The organism is Caulobacter sp. 17J80-11 (genome assembly GCF_014349105.1).
Lineage (GTDB): Bacteria > Pseudomonadota > Alphaproteobacteria > Caulobacterales > Caulobacteraceae > 17J80-11.
The window spans coordinates 111589-130191 of sequence record NZ_JACSJI010000002.1 but is presented as its reverse complement, the minus strand read 5'-3'; the positions used below and the strand labels follow the sequence as shown (position 1 = coordinate 130191).

At 69.7% G+C, this 18603-nt stretch carries 12 protein-coding genes and 3 tRNA genes; 8 read left to right on the top strand and 7 right to left on the bottom strand.

Features of this window, described 5'->3' with window-relative positions; translation table 11 throughout:
* Nucleotides 1-115: 115 nt before the first annotated feature.
* The 5 genes from H8B08_RS03070 to H8B08_RS03050 all read left to right on the top strand — a co-directional run bounded on the left by H8B08_RS03070 (nucleotide 116) and on the right by H8B08_RS03050 (nucleotide 5092).
* Entirely contained in the window at nucleotides 116-1303 is a 1188-nt protein-coding gene (locus H8B08_RS03070) for a glycosyltransferase family 2 protein (RefSeq protein ID WP_187448745.1), read from the top strand.
* A 7-nt stretch (nucleotides 1304-1310) separates the two neighbouring features.
* Complete coding sequence (locus H8B08_RS03065; RefSeq protein ID WP_187448744.1) at nucleotides 1311-2849, top strand: hypothetical protein; 1539 nt, start codon at nucleotides 1311-1313, stop codon at nucleotides 2847-2849.
* 3 nt (nucleotides 2850-2852) lie between these two features.
* Nucleotides 2853-4787, top strand: coding sequence for a GtrA family protein (locus tag H8B08_RS03060; protein ID WP_187448743.1), 1935 nt, complete (start codon nucleotides 2853-2855; stop codon nucleotides 4785-4787).
* Nucleotides 4788-4888: 101 nt separating this feature from the next.
* A tRNA-Asp gene (locus H8B08_RS03055) sits at nucleotides 4889-4965 on the top strand.
* Nucleotides 4966-5015: 50 nt separating this feature from the next.
* A tRNA-Asp gene (locus tag H8B08_RS03050) sits at nucleotides 5016-5092 on the top strand.
* A 29-nt stretch (nucleotides 5093-5121) separates the two neighbouring features.
* On the opposite strand, the gene H8B08_RS03045 is transcribed toward H8B08_RS03050, so the two are convergent.
* The gene (locus H8B08_RS03045; protein ID WP_187448742.1) at nucleotides 5122-6354 is read right to left on the bottom strand and encodes a glycosyltransferase; all 1233 of its coding nucleotides are present in this window, start codon (nucleotides 6352-6354) and stop codon (nucleotides 5122-5124) included.
* Nucleotides 6355-6596: 242 nt separating this feature from the next.
* Here H8B08_RS03045 and H8B08_RS03040 point away from each other — a divergent pair, with 242 nt between their 5' ends.
* Nucleotides 6597-9884 carry an autotransporter outer membrane beta-barrel domain-containing protein gene (locus H8B08_RS03040; RefSeq protein WP_187448741.1) on the top strand — a complete coding sequence of 1096 codons (3288 nt, stop codon included), beginning with the start codon at nucleotides 6597-6599 and terminating at the stop codon, nucleotides 9882-9884.
* A gap of 104 nt (nucleotides 9885-9988) precedes the next feature.
* On the opposite strand, the gene H8B08_RS03035 is transcribed toward H8B08_RS03040, so the two are convergent.
* From H8B08_RS03035 to clpX, 4 genes are all read right to left on the bottom strand, one after another.
* A tRNA-Val gene (locus tag H8B08_RS03035) sits at nucleotides 9989-10063 on the bottom strand.
* Between the two features lie 56 nt (nucleotides 10064-10119).
* Entirely contained in the window at nucleotides 10120-10395 is a 276-nt protein-coding gene (locus tag H8B08_RS03030; RefSeq protein WP_163261723.1) for an HU family DNA-binding protein, read from the bottom strand.
* A 164-nt stretch (nucleotides 10396-10559) separates the two neighbouring features.
* Entirely contained in the window at nucleotides 10560-12953 is a 2394-nt protein-coding gene (gene lon / locus H8B08_RS03025; protein WP_187448740.1) for an endopeptidase La, read from the bottom strand.
* Nucleotides 12954-13282: 329 nt separating this feature from the next.
* On the bottom strand, nucleotides 13283-14545 hold the full coding sequence (clpX, locus tag H8B08_RS03020; RefSeq protein WP_187448739.1) for an ATP-dependent Clp protease ATP-binding subunit ClpX: 1263 nt from the start codon (nucleotides 14543-14545) through the stop codon (nucleotides 13283-13285).
* Nucleotides 14546-14759: 214 nt separating this feature from the next.
* On the opposite strand from clpX, the gene H8B08_RS03015 reads away from it, so the two are divergent.
* Nucleotides 14760-15356 carry an HAD-IB family hydrolase gene (locus tag H8B08_RS03015; protein WP_370545382.1) on the top strand — a complete coding sequence of 199 codons (597 nt, stop codon included), beginning with the start codon at nucleotides 14760-14762 and terminating at the stop codon, nucleotides 15354-15356.
* Nucleotides 15357-15445: 89 nt separating this feature from the next.
* Here H8B08_RS03015 and clpP read toward each other — a convergent pair whose 3' ends face one another.
* Nucleotides 15446-16087: an ATP-dependent Clp endopeptidase proteolytic subunit ClpP gene (clpP, locus tag H8B08_RS03010; RefSeq protein ID WP_187448737.1), complete on the bottom strand. Its 642-nt coding sequence runs from the start codon at nucleotides 16085-16087 to the stop codon at nucleotides 15446-15448.
* 130 nt (nucleotides 16088-16217) lie between these two features.
* Between clpP and H8B08_RS19440 the strand changes: the two genes are divergently transcribed.
* Nucleotides 16218-17600 carry a chitosanase gene (locus tag H8B08_RS19440; protein WP_187448736.1) on the top strand — a complete coding sequence of 461 codons (1383 nt, stop codon included), beginning with the start codon at nucleotides 16218-16220 and terminating at the stop codon, nucleotides 17598-17600.
* On the opposite strand, the gene H8B08_RS03000 is transcribed toward H8B08_RS19440, so the two are convergent.
* The gene (locus H8B08_RS03000) at nucleotides 17597-18535 is read right to left on the bottom strand and encodes a hypothetical protein (RefSeq protein ID WP_187448735.1); all 939 of its coding nucleotides are present in this window, start codon (nucleotides 18533-18535) and stop codon (nucleotides 17597-17599) included. The two genes, H8B08_RS19440 and H8B08_RS03000, sit on opposite strands and share 4 nt — an antisense overlap.
* Nucleotides 18536-18603 lie beyond the last annotated feature (68 nt).

The window sequence follows — 18603 nt, the reverse complement described above, 5'->3', positions numbered from 1 at the left end:
AACTGCGAGGCTGGAACGAACCTTTTCCGGCGGCCGGCGGTTGGATGTCGAATTCAGGCCGGGAGTGAGCGCAGGGATTGGGCGCTTCCATTCCAACGGGTCGCTGGAGGGGACCATGGCGACGCTTGCCATGCCGGCGCGGGCGACCGCGGCGGCTACGGTCGAATTGACCGTTCTCATGCCATGCCTGAACGAGGCCGAGACCATCGAGACCTGCGTGCGCAAGGCTCGCCGGTTCCTGGAGCGGGCCGGCGTGGTGGGCGAGGTGCTGGTCGCCGACAACGGCAGCACCGACGGCTCCCAGGCCCTGGCCCAGGCCAGCGGCGCGCGTGTGGTGCAGGTCGGCGAGCGCGGCTACGGCGCGGCGCTGATGGGCGGCGTGCGCGCCGCGCGCGGCCGCTACGTCATTATGGGCGACGCCGACGACAGCTACGACTTCGAGCGGCTGGATCCGCTGCTGGAGCGGCTGCGCGCCGGCTTCGACCTCGTCATGGGCAACCGCTTCAAGGGCGGCATCAAGCCCGGGGCCATGCCCTTCCTGCACCGCTGGCTGGGCAATCCGGTGCTGTCGTTGCTCGGCCGGCTGTTCTTCAACATTCCGATCGGCGACTTCCACTGCGGCCTGCGCGGCTTTTCGCGCGAGGCGCTGCTGAGCCTCAACCTCCACTGCCCGGGCATGGAGTTCGCCAGCGAAATGGTGGTGAAGTCGGCCGTCAACGGCCTGCGCATCGCCGAGGCGCCGACCACGCTCAGCCCGGACGGCCGCTCGCGCGCGCCGCATTTGAAGACCTGGCGCGACGGCTGGCGGCACCTGCGCTTCCTGCTGCTGCACAGCCCGAAGTGGCTGTTCCTGATCCCGGGCGCGGCGCTGATCGCCTTCGGGCTGCTGGGCATGGTCGTCCTCGCCCCCGGCCCGCTGGCGCTGGCCCCGCACCTTGTGCTGGACGTGCGCACCCTCGTGGTCGCCTGCTTCGCGCTCGTCACCGGCACCCAGCTGATGGTGTTCAGCGCGCTGGGACGGCGCTACGCCATGAACGAGGGCTTCATGCCCCCGGCCAACGCCTTCCGGCCGCTTCTGGCGGCGCTGACCCTTGAACGCATGCTGCTGGGCAGCGGGCTTGTGCTGCTCCTGGGCTGCGCCGGCACGGCCTGGGCCATCGGCGCCTGGGCGGCGTCGGACTTCGGGCCGCTGATCAGCGGCGGCCTCACCCGCCTGCTCCTGGTGTCGCTGACCGCCGTGGCGGTGGCGCTGGAGGTCGGCGCCTCGGCCTTCCTGGCCTCCATGTTCACCCTGCGCCGGTGAGCCGCCGATGATCCGCCGACTGCTGATCGCCGCCCAGATCGCCGCGGCTGCGGCGCTCCTGCTGTGGCCCGCCCTGATCGCCGGCCGACCGGCCGTGTTCGACGACACCGACGGCTATTACTGGCTGGGCGAAAGCCTGTCGGAAGCCGGCCTGCAGAGCCTACTGCACCTGTTCGGCGACCACCGCCCGATCATCGCCCAGGGCTCGCTGTTCGCGCCCGACGGCGTGCAATACCTCAGCTACATGGGCGCGCGCTCGCCCGCCTACGCCCTCTTCCTGTTCCTCACCCAGCGGCTCGGCTCGCTGTGGTTCACCGTCTACCTACAGGCCCTGGCCGCGGCGTGGATGATCCGCACCCTGCTGCGCGCCGCCGTGCCCCGCGCGGGCGCCAAGGCCTTCTTCGGCCTGATCGCCGGCCTGTCTGCAACCACCGCCCTGCCGTTCTACGCTGGCTTCGCCATGCCGGACCTGTTCGCCGGCCTGGCCGCCCTGGCGCTGGTGCTGCTGCTGGTGTTCCCGGACCGGCTGCCGCGGGCCAGCGCCGTGGCGGTCTGGCTGATCCTGGCCCTCGCCCTCTCTTTCCACCGCAGCAACCTGCTCGTCGCCCTGGCTGTGCTCGGCGTCGTGTTCGCGGTCCTGGCCTGGCGGCGCGGCCCGCGCCGGAGCTTGCGTCGATGCGCCGTCGCGGCCAGCGCGGCGGCGGCGGCGCTCGCGGCGCTGACGGCATATCCGGCGCTGATCCGCGCCCTGCCAGGCCCCGCCGAGCTCGCCGACCCGCCGTTCCTGATGGCGCGCGTGCTGGCCGACGGTCCCGGGCGCGCCTACCTCGCTCACGCCTGCGCCCACCGCGCCGACTACGCCCTGTGCGACTTCCAGCACGTGGCCATGACCGACTCGGAGGACATCCTCTGGTCCCAGGAGCCGGGCTACGCCCTGGTCGAGACGGCCGACGCGGCCACCCGCGCCCGGCTGAAAGCCGAGGAACGCACCTTCGTTCTCGCCACCCTGAAATCCGCCCCGCTGGCCGAGCTCGGCGCGGCCCTGCGCAATGTCGGCCTCCAGTTGATCCGCTTCCAGGTGGCCGAACCCCTGGAGTCGCCGGCGCAGTACGTGGCGCGCGGGCAGAACGCGATCGCGACCATCCTGCCGGGGGCCGAGGCCTGCCAGCAGGAGCCCGCCTGCACGCCGCCGTTCCACGCCGGCTTCCTGCGCTGGCTGCACTCCGGCATAGTCGTCCTGGGCGCCGGCTTCCTGGCGGTCTGGGCGGTGCGCGCTCGCACGAGCGCCCCCGCCGGCGACGAGGCGCGCCTGCTCTACGCGGCGGCCCTGATTGTCGGCTTTCTGGTCCTCAACGCGGCACTCTGCGGCGTCCTGTCGGCGCCCATGCCGAGATACCAGGCGCGGGTGATCTGGCTGCTGCCGCTGCTCGCGGGAGTGGTCGCCATCGCTTCGGCGCGCGGCTGGCGAAGCTTGGCGACGACGGTGGGGACGGCCGCGCAGTCGACCGCCGTCGGCCTGCTGGCCGTCGCCTTCTATCGTCGCTGACCGATGCGGCGCGTCTCGATCCCCGCCTGGAGCACCGTCTTCCCGGCCGCCCTGCTGCTGATCTGGCCCGCCCTCGCGGTCGGCCGGCCGTCGATCTTCTACGATTCAGACGGCTATCGAGCGGCCGGAATCAGCATCCTCAGCCTGCTGCACGGGATCGGCGCGCGCCTGCTCGGCGGCCACGGTCCTGTCGTCGAGAACTGGTCGATGTTCGCCGCCGGCTCGGCGGAGTCGCTCAGCTTCATGGGCGCGCGCTCGCCCACCTACGGCTTCTTTCTGGCGCTCAGCGAAGCGGCCGGCTCGCTCTGGATCGCGCTCTACCTGCAGGCCCTGGCCGTGGCCTGGCTGGTCTGGACCTGGCTGCGCGCGGCCGCGCCGGCGTCCGGCGTGCGGGCCTACCTGATCCTGGCCGCGGCGCTCGCGGCGGCCACGTCCCTGCCCTTCTTCGCCGGCTTCCTGATGCCGGACCTGTTCACCTCCGTCGCCCTGCTCGCGGCCGTCCTGCTGCTGGTCTATCCGGAGCGGCTGGGCCGTCGGTCCCGGGTCGCCGTCTGGCTTCTGCTGGCCGTGTCCCTGACCTTCCACACCAGCAATCTGCTGGCGCTTGCGGCCGTCCTGGTGCTGGTTTTCGCTGTCCTGACGGTACGGACCGGCCTGCGGCCCGCCGTTCGGCGCAGTGCTGCGACCGGCGCCGCCGTCCTCGCGGCCCTCCTGGCCGCGGCCGCCTATCCTCTGGCCGTGCGCGCCCTCCCAGGCCCCCAGGAGCTGCACAGCCCGCCCTTCCTGACCGCGCGGGTGCTGGCAGACGGCCCCGGCCGCAGCTATCTGGCCGACGCGTGCGGCCACGGGCGCCCCTTCGCCCTATGCGCCTTCCGCGCCGCCGACCTCGCGGACGCCGACAGCTTCCTGTGGGAAGAGACTGTCGGCACTGGGGTTTATCGGGTCGCCTCGCTCCCCGTCCGCGAGCAGCTTCGGGCCGAGCAGGCGCGATTCGTCGCCGGCGTGTTCGCGACCGCGCCGTTCCGCCAGCTGGGCGCCTCGATCGGCAACTGGGGCCGCCAGCTCGCCGCCTTCCACGTGGAGGAGCCGATCACCGCCCAGGGCGAGGTGTTCGCCAAGTCCGTCACCCGCGTGCCCGGCGCCCAGAAGTGCCTCCAGGCCGGCGCCTGCGATTCCGCGTTCAGCGTCGGGGAGCTGCAGCTTTTGCACGGGCTCCTGCTGGCGCTGGCGATCGGCTTCCTCGGCTGGCGGCTGACGCGCGCCGACGTCCGTTCGGCCCTGCATCGCGACGCCGGCGCAGGCGATGCCGCCCTGCAGTCGGCCGCCGCCGCCGGCCTGATTCTCGGCTTCCTGCTGGTCAACGCCGCGGTATGCGGCATGCTTTCGGGTCCTGCGCCCCGCTACGAGGCCCGGGTGGTGTGGATCGTCCCCGCCCTGGCCGGCGTGCTGGCCTACGCCCTGCCGCGTCCGGCGCTCGAGAGAGCGAGCCCGCGCGCGGTCTGGCAGGGCCTGCGCGCCGCGGCCGCCCCGCTTTCCCGGTTCGACCGCCCCGTGCTGCGCTTCGCGATGGTGGGCGGCTCAGGCTTCATGCTCGACGCCAGCCTGACTTACGGCCTGGTGCACTTCGCGGCCCTAAGCCCGATCCCGGCGCGGCTGTGCGCCTTCTCAGTGGCGGTCTGCTTCACCTGGCTGCTGAACCGGCACTGGACCTTCGCGGCCCGGCGCAGCCCGCGGCCGCTGAAGGAGGCCCTCGCCTACGCCCTGGTCCAGGGCCTGGGCGCGGCGGCCAATCTCAGCGTCTACGCCGGCGCGCTGAGCCTGATGCCCCGGCTGGAGGCCTGGCTGATCGTGCCGCTGGTGCTCGGCGCGGCGACCGGCATGAGCGTCACCTACCTCGGCTCCAAGCACGTCGTGTTCGCCCGGCGGGCCCTCGGCTAACGCCGGTCTCGACCATCTCGCTTTTTTCGTCGGAGACGCGGTTGACAGGGGTCCGGCCGCCCGCCTAAGAAGCGCGCCTCGTCGGGGCCACGCTCCGATGCGCGGGTGTAGCTCAGTTGGTTAGAGCGCCGGCCTGTCACGCCGGAGGTCGCGGGTTCGAGCCCCGTCACTCGCGCCACTTTACTAAGCTCGCAAGAGATCGAAAGTCGGCGCTCTCCGCCTCCATGCGCGGGTGTAGCTCAGTTGGTTAGAGTGCCGGCCTGTCACGCCGGAGGTCGCGGGTTCGAGCCCCGTCACTCGCGCCACTTTCGCTTCTCTGCGAACTTCGCCGCGCTCAGTGCGCCGCCGCCCCCTGCACACCTGTAAAGGCCGGCTCGCCGGACAGCTCGGCGTAGAGGCCGCCTAGATCTCCGAACACGCGCTCCCACGCGAACAACTCGACCGCGCGCGCCCGCGCCGCCTGCCCCAGCTGGGCCAGGTCCCGATCGAACAGCGCCTCCACCGCCTCGGCGAAATCCTCCGGCGCCGCCGAGGGGGCCAGCGATCCCACCGTCGCATCCACTGTCTCGGCCACGCCGCCGGACGCGACGCCCACGACCGGCAGGCCGCAGGCCATCGCCTCCAGCACCACCAGGCCGAACGGCTCGCGATCGTTGGCGTGGACGAAGGCGTCGCAGCTGGAGAGCAGGCGCACCAGGGCGCGCGGGTCCCGCTCGTAGGGCAGGCAGATCACGCCCGGCTCCGCGGGCAGGCCCGATCCCGCCCCCACCAGCACCAGCACGTACGGCGCCCCCAGGCGCTGCACCGCCTCGATCAGCACGTCGATGTTCTTCTCCTTGGCCGGGCGGCCGGCGAACACCAGCACCCGCGCGTCGGCCGGAAGGTCCAGCCGCCGGCGTAGCCAGGCCGGGTCGCGCCGATCGGGCACGAAGGTCTGCACGTCCACGCCCAGCGGGCGGCAGACCACCCGCTCCACGCCGGCGTCGTAAAGGCGGCTGGCGATGAACCGGCTGGGCGCCACCACCCGGTCGAACTGGCAGAACAGCCGCGCCCAGCGCTTCTCCACCGGCCGCTTGGCCCATTCGCCCAGGTGAAGGGCGGCCAGGGCCGCCGGATCGGAGTGGCAGAACCCGACCACCGGCACGCCGCAGGCCTGACCGGCCTCGAGCGCGGCCTGGCCGGGCGCATAGGGATCGCCCGCCTCGATCACCGTGGGCCGCAGCACCTCCAGCGCCGTCGTCCATTTCCTCACGTTCGAGGGCCATCGATAGCCGTCGCCGAACGGCAGCGGCGGCGCGTGCAAGGTGACCACGCCGGCGCCGTCCGAGCCGGTGCGGGCGCCCGGGACGACCAGAGAGTGCCGCAGTTTCGGACGGTTAACGCTCACCCACGCCCGCTTGGCGTTCAGGTAGCGCTTCACACCCCCGCTACGGGGCGCATAGAGCATGGTGACGTCGACCAGATGCGGGCCGGCGTCCGACGCGTGCAGGCCCAGCCGGGCGCGCGTGGCCTCCGGATCGCCCCCCGGAAACCAGGAAAACTCACGCTCGCGCACGCCGTAAGCCATCGCCGCTCTCACTGTCTTCCGCGCAACAACGCATGAAAGTGCGACCGGGTCGCGACAGCTCGGCCGAAGCGCGCCCGAGAAGCGTCACGGCGTTAATTATGGCGTAGGCGGCTGAGCCGTTTCGGACTAGAAAGCTGTGGCGTACTGCCACGCATTCGCCGCATTGTGGCGAAAGCTGGGGCGCAAGCGTGACCGTTCGCCGCCGCGCGTTCGTTCGGGTTTCTGACCAGGGGTTATCGACAATGCGTAAGATGCTCGCGACCGCGGCCGCGCTGGGGCCTTTGTGCATCGCCCAGACCGCCCTCGCTGAGACGTCGGTCTCGACCGAACGAACCACCCCGATCGCAACCGCGACTGCGACGCCCACCTCGACCGCGGACGACGTGAAGATCACGTCCACCGGCAAGGTGAAGCTCTCCACCGGCGCCGCCGTCACGCTGAACAGCAACAACAGCGTGGTGAACGAGGGCTCGGTCACCATGGAGAACGCCACGGACGGCGCCACCGGCGTGCTGGTTCAGGGCGGTTTCACCGGCAACGTGACCAACACGGGCAACATCACCGTCAAGGACAACTACACGCCCACCGACGTCGACCCCGACGGCTCGGGCCCGCTGTTGCCCGACGGCGACCTCGACGGTCCCTTCGCGACCGGCACCGGCCGTTACGGCATCCGGGTCACGGGCGCCTCGCCGCTGGTCGGCAACGTCACGAACAACAAGGCCGCCGCGATCGACATCGAGGGCAACGAGTCCTACGGCATCCGGATCGAGCCGGTCCTGCAGGGCAACCTCACCAACAACGGCATCATCCGCCTGACCGGCAACAACGGCTACGGCGTGCTGGTCGAGGGCGGCGTCACCGGCAACGTCAAGCTGGGCGGCACCATCACCACCCTGGGCGGCAACACCAGCGGCGCGGTCATCAACGGCGACGTCGGCGGCGCGCTGACCATCGACGGCCAGATCTCCTCGACCGGCTACCGCTACAACACCCGCCCGCCGACGAAGGCGCTGCGCGACCAGCTCGACGCGGACGACCTGCTGCAGGGCGGCCCGGCCGTCGCGATCGGCGCCGACGTGGCCGGCGGCGTGCTGTTCGACGCCGCGCAGCCGAACCTCGACCCGAACGACGACGACGAGGACGACGACGGCGTCAAGGACACCGACGAGACCACCGCCAACATCACCAGCTGGGGCGCGGCTCCGGGCGTGCAGGTCGGCTCGACCACCCAGACCGTGACGCTGAGCCCGGTCGGGACCGGCGACAACGCCTACGGCCTGGTGAACAAGGGCACCATCAACGGACTGGGCGTCTATGACGACGTGGACGCGACCGCGCTGGCGATCGGCGTCACCGGCGGCCAGGCGGTCACGGTGGACGGCGGCGTGCGCAACACCGGCACCATCCATTCGATCTCCTGGGACGGCACCTCCACCGCCCTGAAGTTCAACGCCACCGCCTCGACCGGCGAGATCCGCAACAGCGGCGTGATCCAGGCCGAGAAGAACGGCGACGACGCCAAGAACGCCATCGCCATCGACATCGCCAACGGGGCCACGATCGGTCTCGGCCAGCCGCAGGGCGTGATCCGCAACGAGAAGACCGGCCTGATCCAGGCCACCGTCAGCGGCGACAAGGGCGACGCCATCGCCATCCGCGACCAGTCGGGCACGGTCGACCGCATCGAGAACACCGGCAAGATCCGCGCCGGCGTGGTCGGCACCGACGACGCCGAGGACACCGACGACGCCGACACCGACGCCAGCAATGAGACGGTGACCGGCAAGGCGGTCGCCATCGACGTCAGCGCCAACACTGGCGGCGTGGTCATCCGTCAGTGGGGCGTGAACGACGGCGACGACGGCGCGGACGGCAAGGCCGACGCCGACGCCGACGCCGACGGCGTGGACGACGCCGACGAGTCGGACATCATCGGGGCCGTGCGCCTCGGCTCGGGCGCCGACCGCCTCGAGATCGCCAACGGCCGCCTGATCGGCGACGTCTCCTTCGGGGCCGGCGCCGACGTCCTGGTGATCGGCGAAGGCACGGCGGCCGGCGAAGTCCGCGGCGTGCTGACCGACAGCGACGGCCTGCTCGACATCACCGTGCACAAGGGCGTGCTGGAGGCCCGCAACACCTCCGCCCTCTCCCTGACCAACCTGACCGTGGAAGGGGGCGGCGAACTGATCTTCACCGTCGACCCGACCACCTCGGGCTCGACCCGCTTCAACGTGTCCGGAACCGCGACCTTCGCGAACGGCGCCACCCTCGGCGTGCGCCTGACCGACCTGCTCAGCGACCCGACCGCCCAGTTCGTCCTGGTGGACGCGACGACCCTGAACGTCGGCTCGATCGATATCAGCGAGCTGACCAACAACACGCCCTACCTGTACGTCCCGGACATCAGCCGCACGGGCAACCAGCTGATCCTTCAGCTGGACCGTCGCACGGCGGCCGAGGCCGGCATGATCGCCTCGGAGGCTGCGGCCTACGACGCGATCTACAACGCCCTGCAGACCGACAGCGCCCTCGGCTCGGCCTTCCTGGCCCAGCTGGACCGCGACGGCTTCTTCCAGCTCTACAGCCAGATGCTGCCCGACCACTCCGGCGGCACCCTGCTGTCGCTGGCCTCGGGCGTCGACGCGGTCACTCGCGCCCTGTCCGATCCGCGGCCGGAAGCCCCGCTCGGCGAAACCACGGGCTGGATCCAGGAGATCAACTTCTACGCCGACAAGGAAAAGAACCTGTCCTACGGGTTCCGTTCGGAAGGCTTCGGCATCGCCGGCGGCCTCGAGCGCGGCACCAACATGGGCGCCTTCGGCCTGTCGACCGCCTTCACCTCGTCGGACATCGAAGACCCGCAGTCGGCCGGCGACGAGAACCTCAGCTCCCAGCTCTTCGAGCTCGGCGCCTACTGGCGCGGCGCGGGCGAGAACTGGCGCGGCTGGGCGCGCGCCGCGGCTGGTTACGCCATGTTCGACAGCACCCGCCAGCTGATCGGCGCCGGCCTGAACCGCACGACCGAGGCCGACTGGAACGGCTTCACCTTCTCCGCCGGCGCCGGCGCCAGCTACGAGAAGAAGTTCGGCCGCCGCTGGTACATGCGCCCCGAGGCCACGCTGGACTACTTCTACCTGAGCGAGGAAGAGCGCCAGGAGAGCGGCGGCGGCAACGGCTTCGACCTGATCGTCGACGGGCGCGACGGCCACATGCTGACCGGCATCGCCGCGCTCAACTTCGGCGGCCGCTTCGGCACCCAGGGCTGGCTGACCCCGGAACTGAGGCTCGGCTGGCGCCAGAACATCAGCTTCGACGCCGGCGAGACCATCGCCCGCTTCCGCAGCGCCTCGGCCTCCTCGCCGTCCTTCGTGCTGAAGGCGGACGAGCTGAGCGGCGGCGGCCCGATCATCGGCTTCCGCCTGCTGTCGGGGAACACCCTGGGCTTCCTGGCCCTGGAAGGCGGCGCGGAGCTGCTCGACGACTACGCCCGCTACTCCCTGCTGCTGCGGGCCGGCTTCCGCTTCTAAGCGCAAGCCACGGGCTGGAAACGAAAACGCCGCCGCGAGGCTCTCGCGGCGGCGTTTTTCATTCGCCCTCCTCCCGTCGTGCGAAGCTCCGGGGCGAAGGAAGATGGTGGGCGGCGAGGGGATCGAACCCCCGACCTACTGGGTGTAAACCAGCCGCTCTACCGCTGAGCTAGCCGCCCAAAGGAAAAGGGCGCGGAAGCTCCGCGCCCTCCCCTGTCTTTCGACCTTGAACGGATTAGCCGTTCAGGGCGCCCTTCAGGCCTTCGCCCACGCGGAAGCGCGCGGTGGTCGAAGCCGGACGCGCGACCTGCTGGCCGGTGCGCGGGTTGCGGGCCATGCCGGCGGCGCGCTTCACCGGAGCGAAGGTGCCGAAGCCGACCAGACGCACGTCCTCGCCCTTCTTCAGGGCGTCGACCACGCAATCGGTGAAGGCGTCGACCGCCTTCTTCGCCTGGTCCTTGCTCAGCCCAGCCTTGTCCGCCATCGCGGCGATCAGTTCGGCCTTCGTCATCTCAGAATCTCCCAGCCCTTATTCCTGGTGCGACGACGTCGTGCCTTGACTCGATTCGACGTCGTTTCGAGAGGAGTATGAAACTCAGATTCCCTTTGCGTCAAAGGAGAAACGCCGCCCGGGGAGGCCCCGGACGGCGTTTTTCCACCGATTCAGCGTCGATTTCAGTGCGCGACGACCGCGCCGGCGTCCTCAGAGGCCGGCTTGGCCGGCGCGGCCTCCTCCTCTTCCGACCATTCGATCGGCGTCAGAGGCCCGGCCAGGGCGTGCTTGAGCACCTGGTCGGCGGTCGAGACCGGGATGATCTCCAGGCCCGACTTCACGTTGTCGGGGATGTCGACCAGGTCCTTCACGTTCTCTTCCGGGATCAGCACCGTCTTGATGCCCGAGCGCAGGGCCGCCAGCAGCTTCTCCTTGAGGCCGCCGATGGCCAGCACCCGGCCGCGCAGGGTGATCTCGCCGGTCATGGCCACGTCCTTGCGGATCGGCACGCCCGTCAGCACCGAGACCATGGCGGTGGCCATGGCGATGCCGGCCGAGGGGCCGTCCTTGGGCGTGGCGCCTTCCGGCACGTGGACGTGGACGTCCACCTTCTCGAACACCGGCGGCTTGATGCCGTACTGGGTGGCCCGGGCGCGGACGTAGGAGGCCGCGGCCTGGATCGACTCCTTCATCACGTCCTTCAGGTTGCCGGTGACCGTCATGCGGCCCTTGCCCGGCATCTTCAGGGCTTCGATGGTCAGGATGTCGCCGCCGAACTCGGTCCAGGCCAGGCCGGTGACGATGCCGACCTGGTCCTCGGTGTCCGTCTGGCCGTAGCTGACCTTCCGGACGCCGGCGTACTTGGCCAGTCGCTCCGCGTCGACGGTGATCGACGTCGCCTTCTCCTTGACCATGTCGCGCACGGTCTTGCGGGCCAGGCCGCCGAGCTCGCGCTCCAGGTTCCGCACGCCCGATTCCCGCGTGTAGTAGCGGATCAGGTCGCGGATGGTCTCTTCCGGCACGATCCACTCGCCGTCTTTCAGGCCGTGGTCCTTGGCCAGCTTGGGCAGGATGTGGCGCTTGGCGATCTCGACCTTCTCGTCCTCGGTGTAGCCGGGGATGCGGATGATCTCCATGCGGTCCAGCAGCGGCTGGGGCATGTTCAGGCTGTTGGCCGTGGTCACGAACATCACGTTCGAGAGGTCGTAGTCGACCTCCAGATAGTGGTCGTTGAAGGTCGAGTTCTGCGCCGGGTCCAGCACCTCGAGGAGGGCCGCGGCCGGATCGCCGCGGTAGTCCTGGCCCATCTTGTCGATCTCGTCGAGCAGCATGAAGGCGTTGGTGGTCTTCGCCTTCTTCATCGACTGGACGATCTTGCCGGGCATGGAGCCGATGTAGGTCCGACGGTGGCCGCGGATCTCGGATTCGTCGCGCACGCCGCCCAGCGACAGGCGCACGAACTCACGGCCCGTGGACTTGGCGATGGACTTGCCGAGCGAAGTCTTGCCGACGCCGGGCGGGCCGACGAGGCACAGGATCGGGCCGCGCAGGTTGCCGGTGCGCTGCTGCACCGCCAGGTACTCGAGGATGCGCTCCTTGACCTTCTCCAGGCCGTAGTGGTCGTGGTCGAGGATGTCCTCGGCCAGGCCGAGGTCGATCGGCTTGGTCTTGGCCTTGCCCCACGGCACCGACAGCAGCCAGTCGAGGTAGTTGCGCACCACCGTCGATTCCGCCGACATCGGGCTCATGTTGCGCAGCTTCTTCAGCTCCGCCTCGGCCTTGGTCCGCGCTTCCTTGGAGAGCTTGGTCTTCTTGATGCGCTTCTCGAGCTCGATCAGCTCGTCGCGCGAGTCGTCCTGCTCGCCCAGCTCGCGCTGGATCGCCTTCATCTGCTCGTTCAGATAGTACTCGCGCTGGGTCTTCTCCATCTGGCGCTTCACGCGCGAGCGGATCTTCTTCTCGACCTGCAGGACGGAGATCTCGCCTTCCATCATGGCGTAGACCTTCTCGAGCCGGCGCGGCGTCTCGAAGGTTTCCAGCAGCGCCTGTTTGTCGGCGATCTTCACCGACAGGTGGGCGGCCACGGAGTCGGCCAGCTTGCCCGGATCGGTGATCTGCGGGATCGAGCTCAGCGCCTCGGGCGGGACCTTCTTGTTCAGTTTGACGTAGTTTTCGAACTGCTCGACCACGGCGCGCGACAGGGCCTCGGCTTCGCGCGGATCGCCGATCTCCTCGCCGACCTCGGCGACCTCGGCTTCGTAGTAGTCGGCCTGGCTGGTGAACCGGCGCACGGCGGCGCGGCTCTTGCCCTCGACCAGCACCTTCACGGTGCCGTCCGGCAGCTTCAGCAATTGCAGAACCGTCGCGATCACGCCGACCTCGTAGATGGCCGAGGGGGCCGGATCGTCGTCGGTGGAGTTCTTCTGGGTGGCCAGCAGGATCTGCTTCTCGCCGCGCATCACCTCGTCCAGGGCGCGGACCGATTTGTCGCGCCCGACGAACAGCGGCACGACCATGTGCGGAAACACGACGATGTCCCGCAGCGGCAGCACCGGAAGAACCTTGATCTCGGACATATGATGCTTGCTCCCTGACCGGCGAAAACGCACCGGCCGTTCAGACCGCGGGGTTCCGGCGAAGCGCCGGCTTCCGCAGCCCGCCCACGATTCCGCAGGCTGTTGTCTGGGACTATGTGGCCGCCGAAGAGCGTCGTTCAAGCGGAGCGGCGTTACGCAGCCAGAACGTCGCACCTGCGCGGCCACGCTGGAAGTTCTCACCCCTGAAGGGCGATTGGCCTGCGAAAACAAGCCGGAACCTGGGGAAAACGTTCCAAAAAGAGAGCGGCGCGCCGGAGACCGGCGCGCCGCTAAAGCCTAGGTTTTCCTGTGGAGAACTCGCGTTCTGGTCAGGATGCCGCACCCTTGTCGCGCCGCTCGGCATAGATCAGCAGCGGCTGGGCCCGGCCTTCGATGACCTCGGCGTTGATCACCACCTCTTCCACGCCCTGGTAGGTCGGCAGCTCGAACATGGTCTCGAGCAGGATGCCTTCCAGGATCGAACGAAGGCCGCGCGCGCCGGTCTTGCGGGAGATCGCCTTGCGGGCCACCGCCGACAGAGCGTCGTCGGTGAAGGTCAGGCCGACGTTCTCCATCTCGAACAGGCGCTGGTACTGCTTGACCAGGGCGTTCTTGGGCTCGGTCAGGATCTTGACCAGGGCGGTCTCGTCCAGGTCTTCGAGGGTGGCCAGCACCGGCAGACGGCCGATGAACTCGGGGATCAGACCAAAGCGCATCAGGTCGTCCGGCTCGACGCCGCGCAGCACCTCGCCGGTGCGGCGCTCCTCCGGATCCTTCACCTTGGCCCCGAAGCCGATCGAGGTGCCTGCGCCGCGGCCGGAGATGATCTTCTCCAGGCCGGCGAAGGCGCCGCCGCAGATGAACAGGATGTTGGTGGTGTCGACCTGCAGGAACTCCTGCTGCGGATGCTTGCGCCCGCCCTGCGGCGGCACGGAGGCGACGGTGCCTTCCATGATCTTCAGCAGCGCCTGCTGCACGCCCTCGCCCGACACGTCGCGGGTGATGGACGGGTTGTCGGACTTGCGGCTGATCTTGTCGATTTCGTCGATGTAGACGATGCCGCGCTGGGCCCGCTCGACGTTGTAGTCGGCCGCCTGCAGCAGCTTCAGCACGATGTTCTCGACGTCCTCGCCCACGTAACCGGCTTCGGTCAGGGTCGTGGCGTCGGCCATGGTGAAGGGCACGTCGATGATGCGCGCCAGCGTCTGGGCCAGCAGCGTCTTGCCCGAGCCGGTCGGCCCGATCAGCAGGATGTTCGACTTGGCCAGCTCGACGTCGTTGTTCTTCTGGGCGTGGTTCAGCCGCTTGTAGTGGTTGTGAACCGCGACCGAGAGCACCTTCTTGGCGTGGTCCTGGCCGATCACGTAGTCGTCGAGAACCTCGCGGATCTCTTTCGGCGTGGGAACCCCGTCCTTGGATTTGACGAAGGCGATCTTGTGCTCTTCACGGATGATGTCCATGCAGAGCTCGACGCACTCGTCGCAGATGAAGACGGTGGGCCCGGCGATCAGCTTGCGCACCTCGTGCTGGCTCTTTCCGCAGAAGGAGCAGTAGAGGGTGCTCTTGGTGTCGCCGCTGGCGGCTTTCGTCATCAGTGCTTCTCACTCACCGGCGGGGCCCGGATCGGGCCACGCTCGCCTCCTCGGGGCGTCCCCTGCAGGATATGGGCCGCGAGGGTTCAAAAAATGACAATCCCCGATACCGCATTCGATCACAAGCGTCTCGCGTCGATCAAGGGCGGGGCTTCCACAATCCCGTTTTTCGGGGAGGCGACAAATGGGGACGACTGACCGCGAACGCCAGATCGTGGCCTTCGATTTCGACGGCACCCTGACGGTGCGGGACAGCTTCACGGCCTTCCTGCGGTGGCGGGCGGCGCCTTCGCGTTTCGTTTCGGGATATGCCCGCCTCACGCCCGCCGCCCTGCGCTACCTTATGGATCGTGACAGGGAACGGCTGAAAGCTGCTGCGGTTGCCGAGTTCCTCACGGGCTTGCCGCGCGCGACATTGGAGCAACAGGCGCAAAGCTTCGCGGACGCGGTCTGGGACCGGTTCATGCGCCCCGACGCGCTGGCGACCTGGCGGCGCTGGCGCGACGAAGGAGCGCGGCTGGTGATCGTCACCGCCTCGCCGGACATCACCGTCGCTCCCTTCGCGCGTCGGCTGGGCGCCGACGACCTTATCGGCACGCAGCTCGCCTTCGACGCCGACGACCGGGTCATGGGCGCCTTCGCCACGCCCAACTGCCGCGCCGCCGAGAAGGTCTGCCGACTGAAGGCCGCGTTCGGCCCGGACGTCAGCCTGGCCGCCGCCTACGGCGACACCTCCGGCGACACCGAGATGATCGCCATGGCCGCCGAGAAGGGATTCCGGGTGTTTCACGGCGTGCCGGGACGGGGTTGAGCCCCCTCCCCACGCTTCGCGAGAGGACGAAATGAAAAAAGCGCGGGAGTTTCCCCCCGCGCTTTTCATGTCTCTGGTCGCCGGCGCGATCAGGAGGCCGGCGTCGCCGCCGTCTCGCCGCCTTCCTCGCGCTTCTCGTAGACGTGGTCGACCAGGCCGAAGGCCTTGGCCTCCTCGGCGCTCATGAAATAGTCGCGGTCCAGGGTGCGCTCGATCACCTCGATCGGCTGGCCGGTGTGCTTGGCGTAGATTTCGTTGAGGCGGCGCTTGGTCTTCAGGATGTCCTCGGCGTGCCGCTCGATGTCCGAGGCCTGGCCGCGGAAGCCGCCCGACGGCTGGTGCACCATGATGCGGGCGTTCGGCAGGGCGATGCGCTGGCCGCTGGCGCCGGCGGCCAGCAGGAACGAGCCCATCGAGGCGGCCATGCCCATGCACACGGTCGAAACCGGGCTCTTGATGTACTGCATGGTGTCGTAGATCGCGAGGCCGCTGGTCACCACGCCGCCCGGCGAGTTGATGTACATGGCGATCTCTTTCTTGGGGTTCTCGGACTCCAGGAAGAGCAGCTGGGCGCAGATCAGCGAGGCCATGCCGTCCTCGACCGGACCGGTCAGGAAGATGATCCGCTCCTTCAGCATCCGCGAGAAGATGTCGTAGGCGCGCTCGCCGCGGCTGGTCTGCTCGACCACCATCGGCACGAGGTTCATCATCACGTCTCGCGGGTCACGCATAGGTTCGCTCGCCTTCTCGATGCACGCCTGAGTCGGCCAGACCCGACCGGCGACCAACCGATATCGCCGCACCTGCGCCGAGTTGCAACCACCCACACCGCGCGAAGGTTGGGCGGGGGCCGAGGGCGCCATGCAGTTGACCCAGCTTCAGCGATCGGCCGCGCAGGCCATCGTGAGCATTTTCGAGACCGGCCGACCGACCGGCGGCTACGGTAAAGTGACGGTCCTGCAGGGCGATACGGGCCGGCTCACCTACGGGCGTTTCCAGACCACCCTGGGCAGCGGCGCGCTGTATTTCCTGATCAAGGACTATGTCGAGCGACCGGGCGCGATCTATGTGACCGCGCTGGCGAAATACCTCGGCCGCCTGCTCAAGCGCGACGGGACGCTCGACCACGACGGCGCCCTGCACCGGACGCTGAAGGCCGCCGGAGACGATCCGGTCATGCGCCAGGCCCAGGACGACTTCTTCGACCGCAACTTCTGGACCCCGGCCGTGGCGGCCGCCCGCGGCCTGGGGGTGACCACGCCGTTGGGCGTGGCGGTGATCTACGACAGCAAGGTGCACGGCTCGTTCGAGCGCATCCGCGACCGCACCCTGCGCCAGATGGGGCCGCCCTCGGCGGTCGGCGAAGAAACCTGGATCAGCGCCTACGTCGCCAACCGCCGCGCCTATCTGGCCCAGCACGCCCAGCCGATCCTGCGCCGGACGGTCTACCGCATGGCCGCGTTCGAGCGACTGATCCGCGACGACAACTGGGATCTCGACCTGCCCTTCAAGGTCGGCGGCTACCGCATCGACGAGAAGACGCTGCGCGCCGGTCCGGCGAAGGGGCGCGCCGCCCGCATCCTGGCGCCCGCCGATACGCCGATGAAGGGCGACGACGTGCGGGAGGTGCAGGCCCGCCTGCGCGAGCTGGGCTACGGCGCCGATCCGACCGGCGCCTATGACGAGGACACGGTGGAGCTGGTGCGCAAGTTCCAGGAGGCACACGGCCTGAAGGTCGACGGCGCCGTCGGCCCGGCCACGCGCGCCAGCCTGGAGACCGCCCGCCCCGCGTCCCCGAAGGCCGGGCACGCCGAAGCCGCGCCCGACCCGGCCGTCCTCGCCGCCGCGCCCCATCCGGCCGGCCGCGCGCACGCCCCGCCTCCGGCCCACCCCCGCCTCTCGCGAGGGGCGCGGGCGGTCCAGCGCGGCTCGGCGGTCGCCGGCGTGCTCAGCAATCTCGCCCCATGGCTGACCCGCTATTCGCTGGCCCCTGTGGCGGCGATCGGGGCGCTGTCGGCCGGCATGACCGAGCTACGCAGCCTGGTCCCGAACGCCGAGGCGTTGGAGCGGCTCTCGACCGCCGGGCTCGTCCCCGCCCTGCAGCCGGCCTACGACTGGATGATCCGCACCGTGCCGGACGAGACCACGCGCATGCTGGCGCTGGGCGCCCTGGTCTGGGTGCTGCTCGCCGCGATCCTGCGCCGCCGGCACGCGGCCGAGGCGCGGGCCCGGAGCGCGGACTAGCGCGCGGACTGGCGCTTGTCGCTCTTGGCGGGCTCCTCGTCCCCACTCCGCTTCAGGCGCCGGGTGATCGAGTTGCGCTGGCTGCGCAGGTTCGGCGCGTCGGCGCGCGCCCCGTACAGCCCCTGCAGATAGGCCTGATCCCAGTCGGTCAGGCCCGACGGGCCGGGCCGGCCGGCCGCCCGCTCGCTGAAGAGGTTCAGGATAGTCGGGGATCCGCTGGTCTGTGCGTGAGGGTCCAGTTGCGCCAGCGAGACCATCGCCAGATAGCTGGACAGGGCGTCATAGCTCACCCCCTCGGCCATCTTCGCGTCGACCACCACCAGCACGCCGGCGAACTCCTCCTGCACGGTGGACTTAAGCCGGCTGTCAGACACGCCGCGGATGATCATCGCGCCGCTCTTGGTGTGGCTGACTGGCTGGCCGCCGGACGGCGTGGTGGTCGATACGTGCCACCAGCGCACGGGACGCTTCTCGTGCAGGAATTCGCCGAAGGCCTTGGTTCCGGCCGAGCTGAGGTTTTCGTCCGAATAGGGCCTGACCGCCAGGGCGGCCTGGTGCGCCGTCTCCAGCTCGGTCATCAGCCGGTCCACGTCGTCGGCGACGACGATCAGGATGTCCGGCCGGCAGCCCGGCTTGTCGACCTCCAGGCCCACCGAACGCGCCACCTGGGCCAGGCGGTCGTTCAGGAACTCGCCGTACTTGCGCGGCAGCCCCATGGTCGCGGGGCAGATGGTGCGGTTCCAGCGCGACAGCCGCCGCTCCTTGGTCGGCTCGGAGATCGCCTGGACGAAATCGGAGATGGCCTTGGCCCGGGGGCCGGTGACCACGACGTCCTCGACCGTGGCCGGCGCGTCCTTGTCGGACGTCGGCGCCGGGGTCTCGGCCGCCTGGGCGACCAGCAGCGCCAGCGCCGCTCCGACCATCCATCCCGCCATCACGCGCCCTCCCCGGCCCTTCGCCCAGGGGAACGACGGTACGGCAGCGCCTGTAGCTTGGAAAGCCG

What these genes read in the sequence shown, in the direction of transcription:
- H8B08_RS03040 (WP_187448741.1), top strand. Translation starts at nt 6,597, where the DNA reads ATGCGTAAGATGCTCGCGACCGCGGCCGCGCTGGGGCCTTTGTGCATC.
- H8B08_RS19440 (WP_187448736.1), top strand. Translation starts at nt 16,218, where the DNA reads ATGCAGTTGACCCAGCTTCAGCGATCGGCCGCGCAGGCCATCGTGAGC.
- H8B08_RS03060 (WP_187448743.1), top strand. Translation starts at nt 2,853, where the DNA reads ATGCGGCGCGTCTCGATCCCCGCCTGGAGCACCGTCTTCCCGGCCGCC.
- H8B08_RS03045 (WP_187448742.1), bottom strand. Translation starts at nt 6,354, where the DNA reads ATGGCTTACGGCGTGCGCGAGCGTGAGTTTTCCTGGTTTCCGGGGGGC.
- H8B08_RS03070 (WP_187448745.1), top strand. Translation starts at nt 116, where the DNA reads ATGGCGACGCTTGCCATGCCGGCGCGGGCGACCGCGGCGGCTACGGTC.
- H8B08_RS03030 (WP_163261723.1), bottom strand. Translation starts at nt 10,395, where the DNA reads ATGACGAAGGCCGAACTGATCGCCGCGATGGCGGACAAGGCTGGGCTG.
- clpP (WP_187448737.1), bottom strand. Translation starts at nt 16,087, where the DNA reads ATGCGTGACCCGCGAGACGTGATGATGAACCTCGTGCCGATGGTGGTC.
- lon (WP_187448740.1), bottom strand. Translation starts at nt 12,953, where the DNA reads ATGTCCGAGATCAAGGTTCTTCCGGTGCTGCCGCTGCGGGACATCGTC.
- clpX (WP_187448739.1), bottom strand. Translation starts at nt 14,545, where the DNA reads ATGACGAAAGCCGCCAGCGGCGACACCAAGAGCACCCTCTACTGCTCC.
- H8B08_RS03065 (WP_187448744.1), top strand. Translation starts at nt 1,311, where the DNA reads ATGATCCGCCGACTGCTGATCGCCGCCCAGATCGCCGCGGCTGCGGCG.
- H8B08_RS03000 (WP_187448735.1), bottom strand. Translation starts at nt 18,535, where the DNA reads ATGGCGGGATGGATGGTCGGAGCGGCGCTGGCGCTGCTGGTCGCCCAG.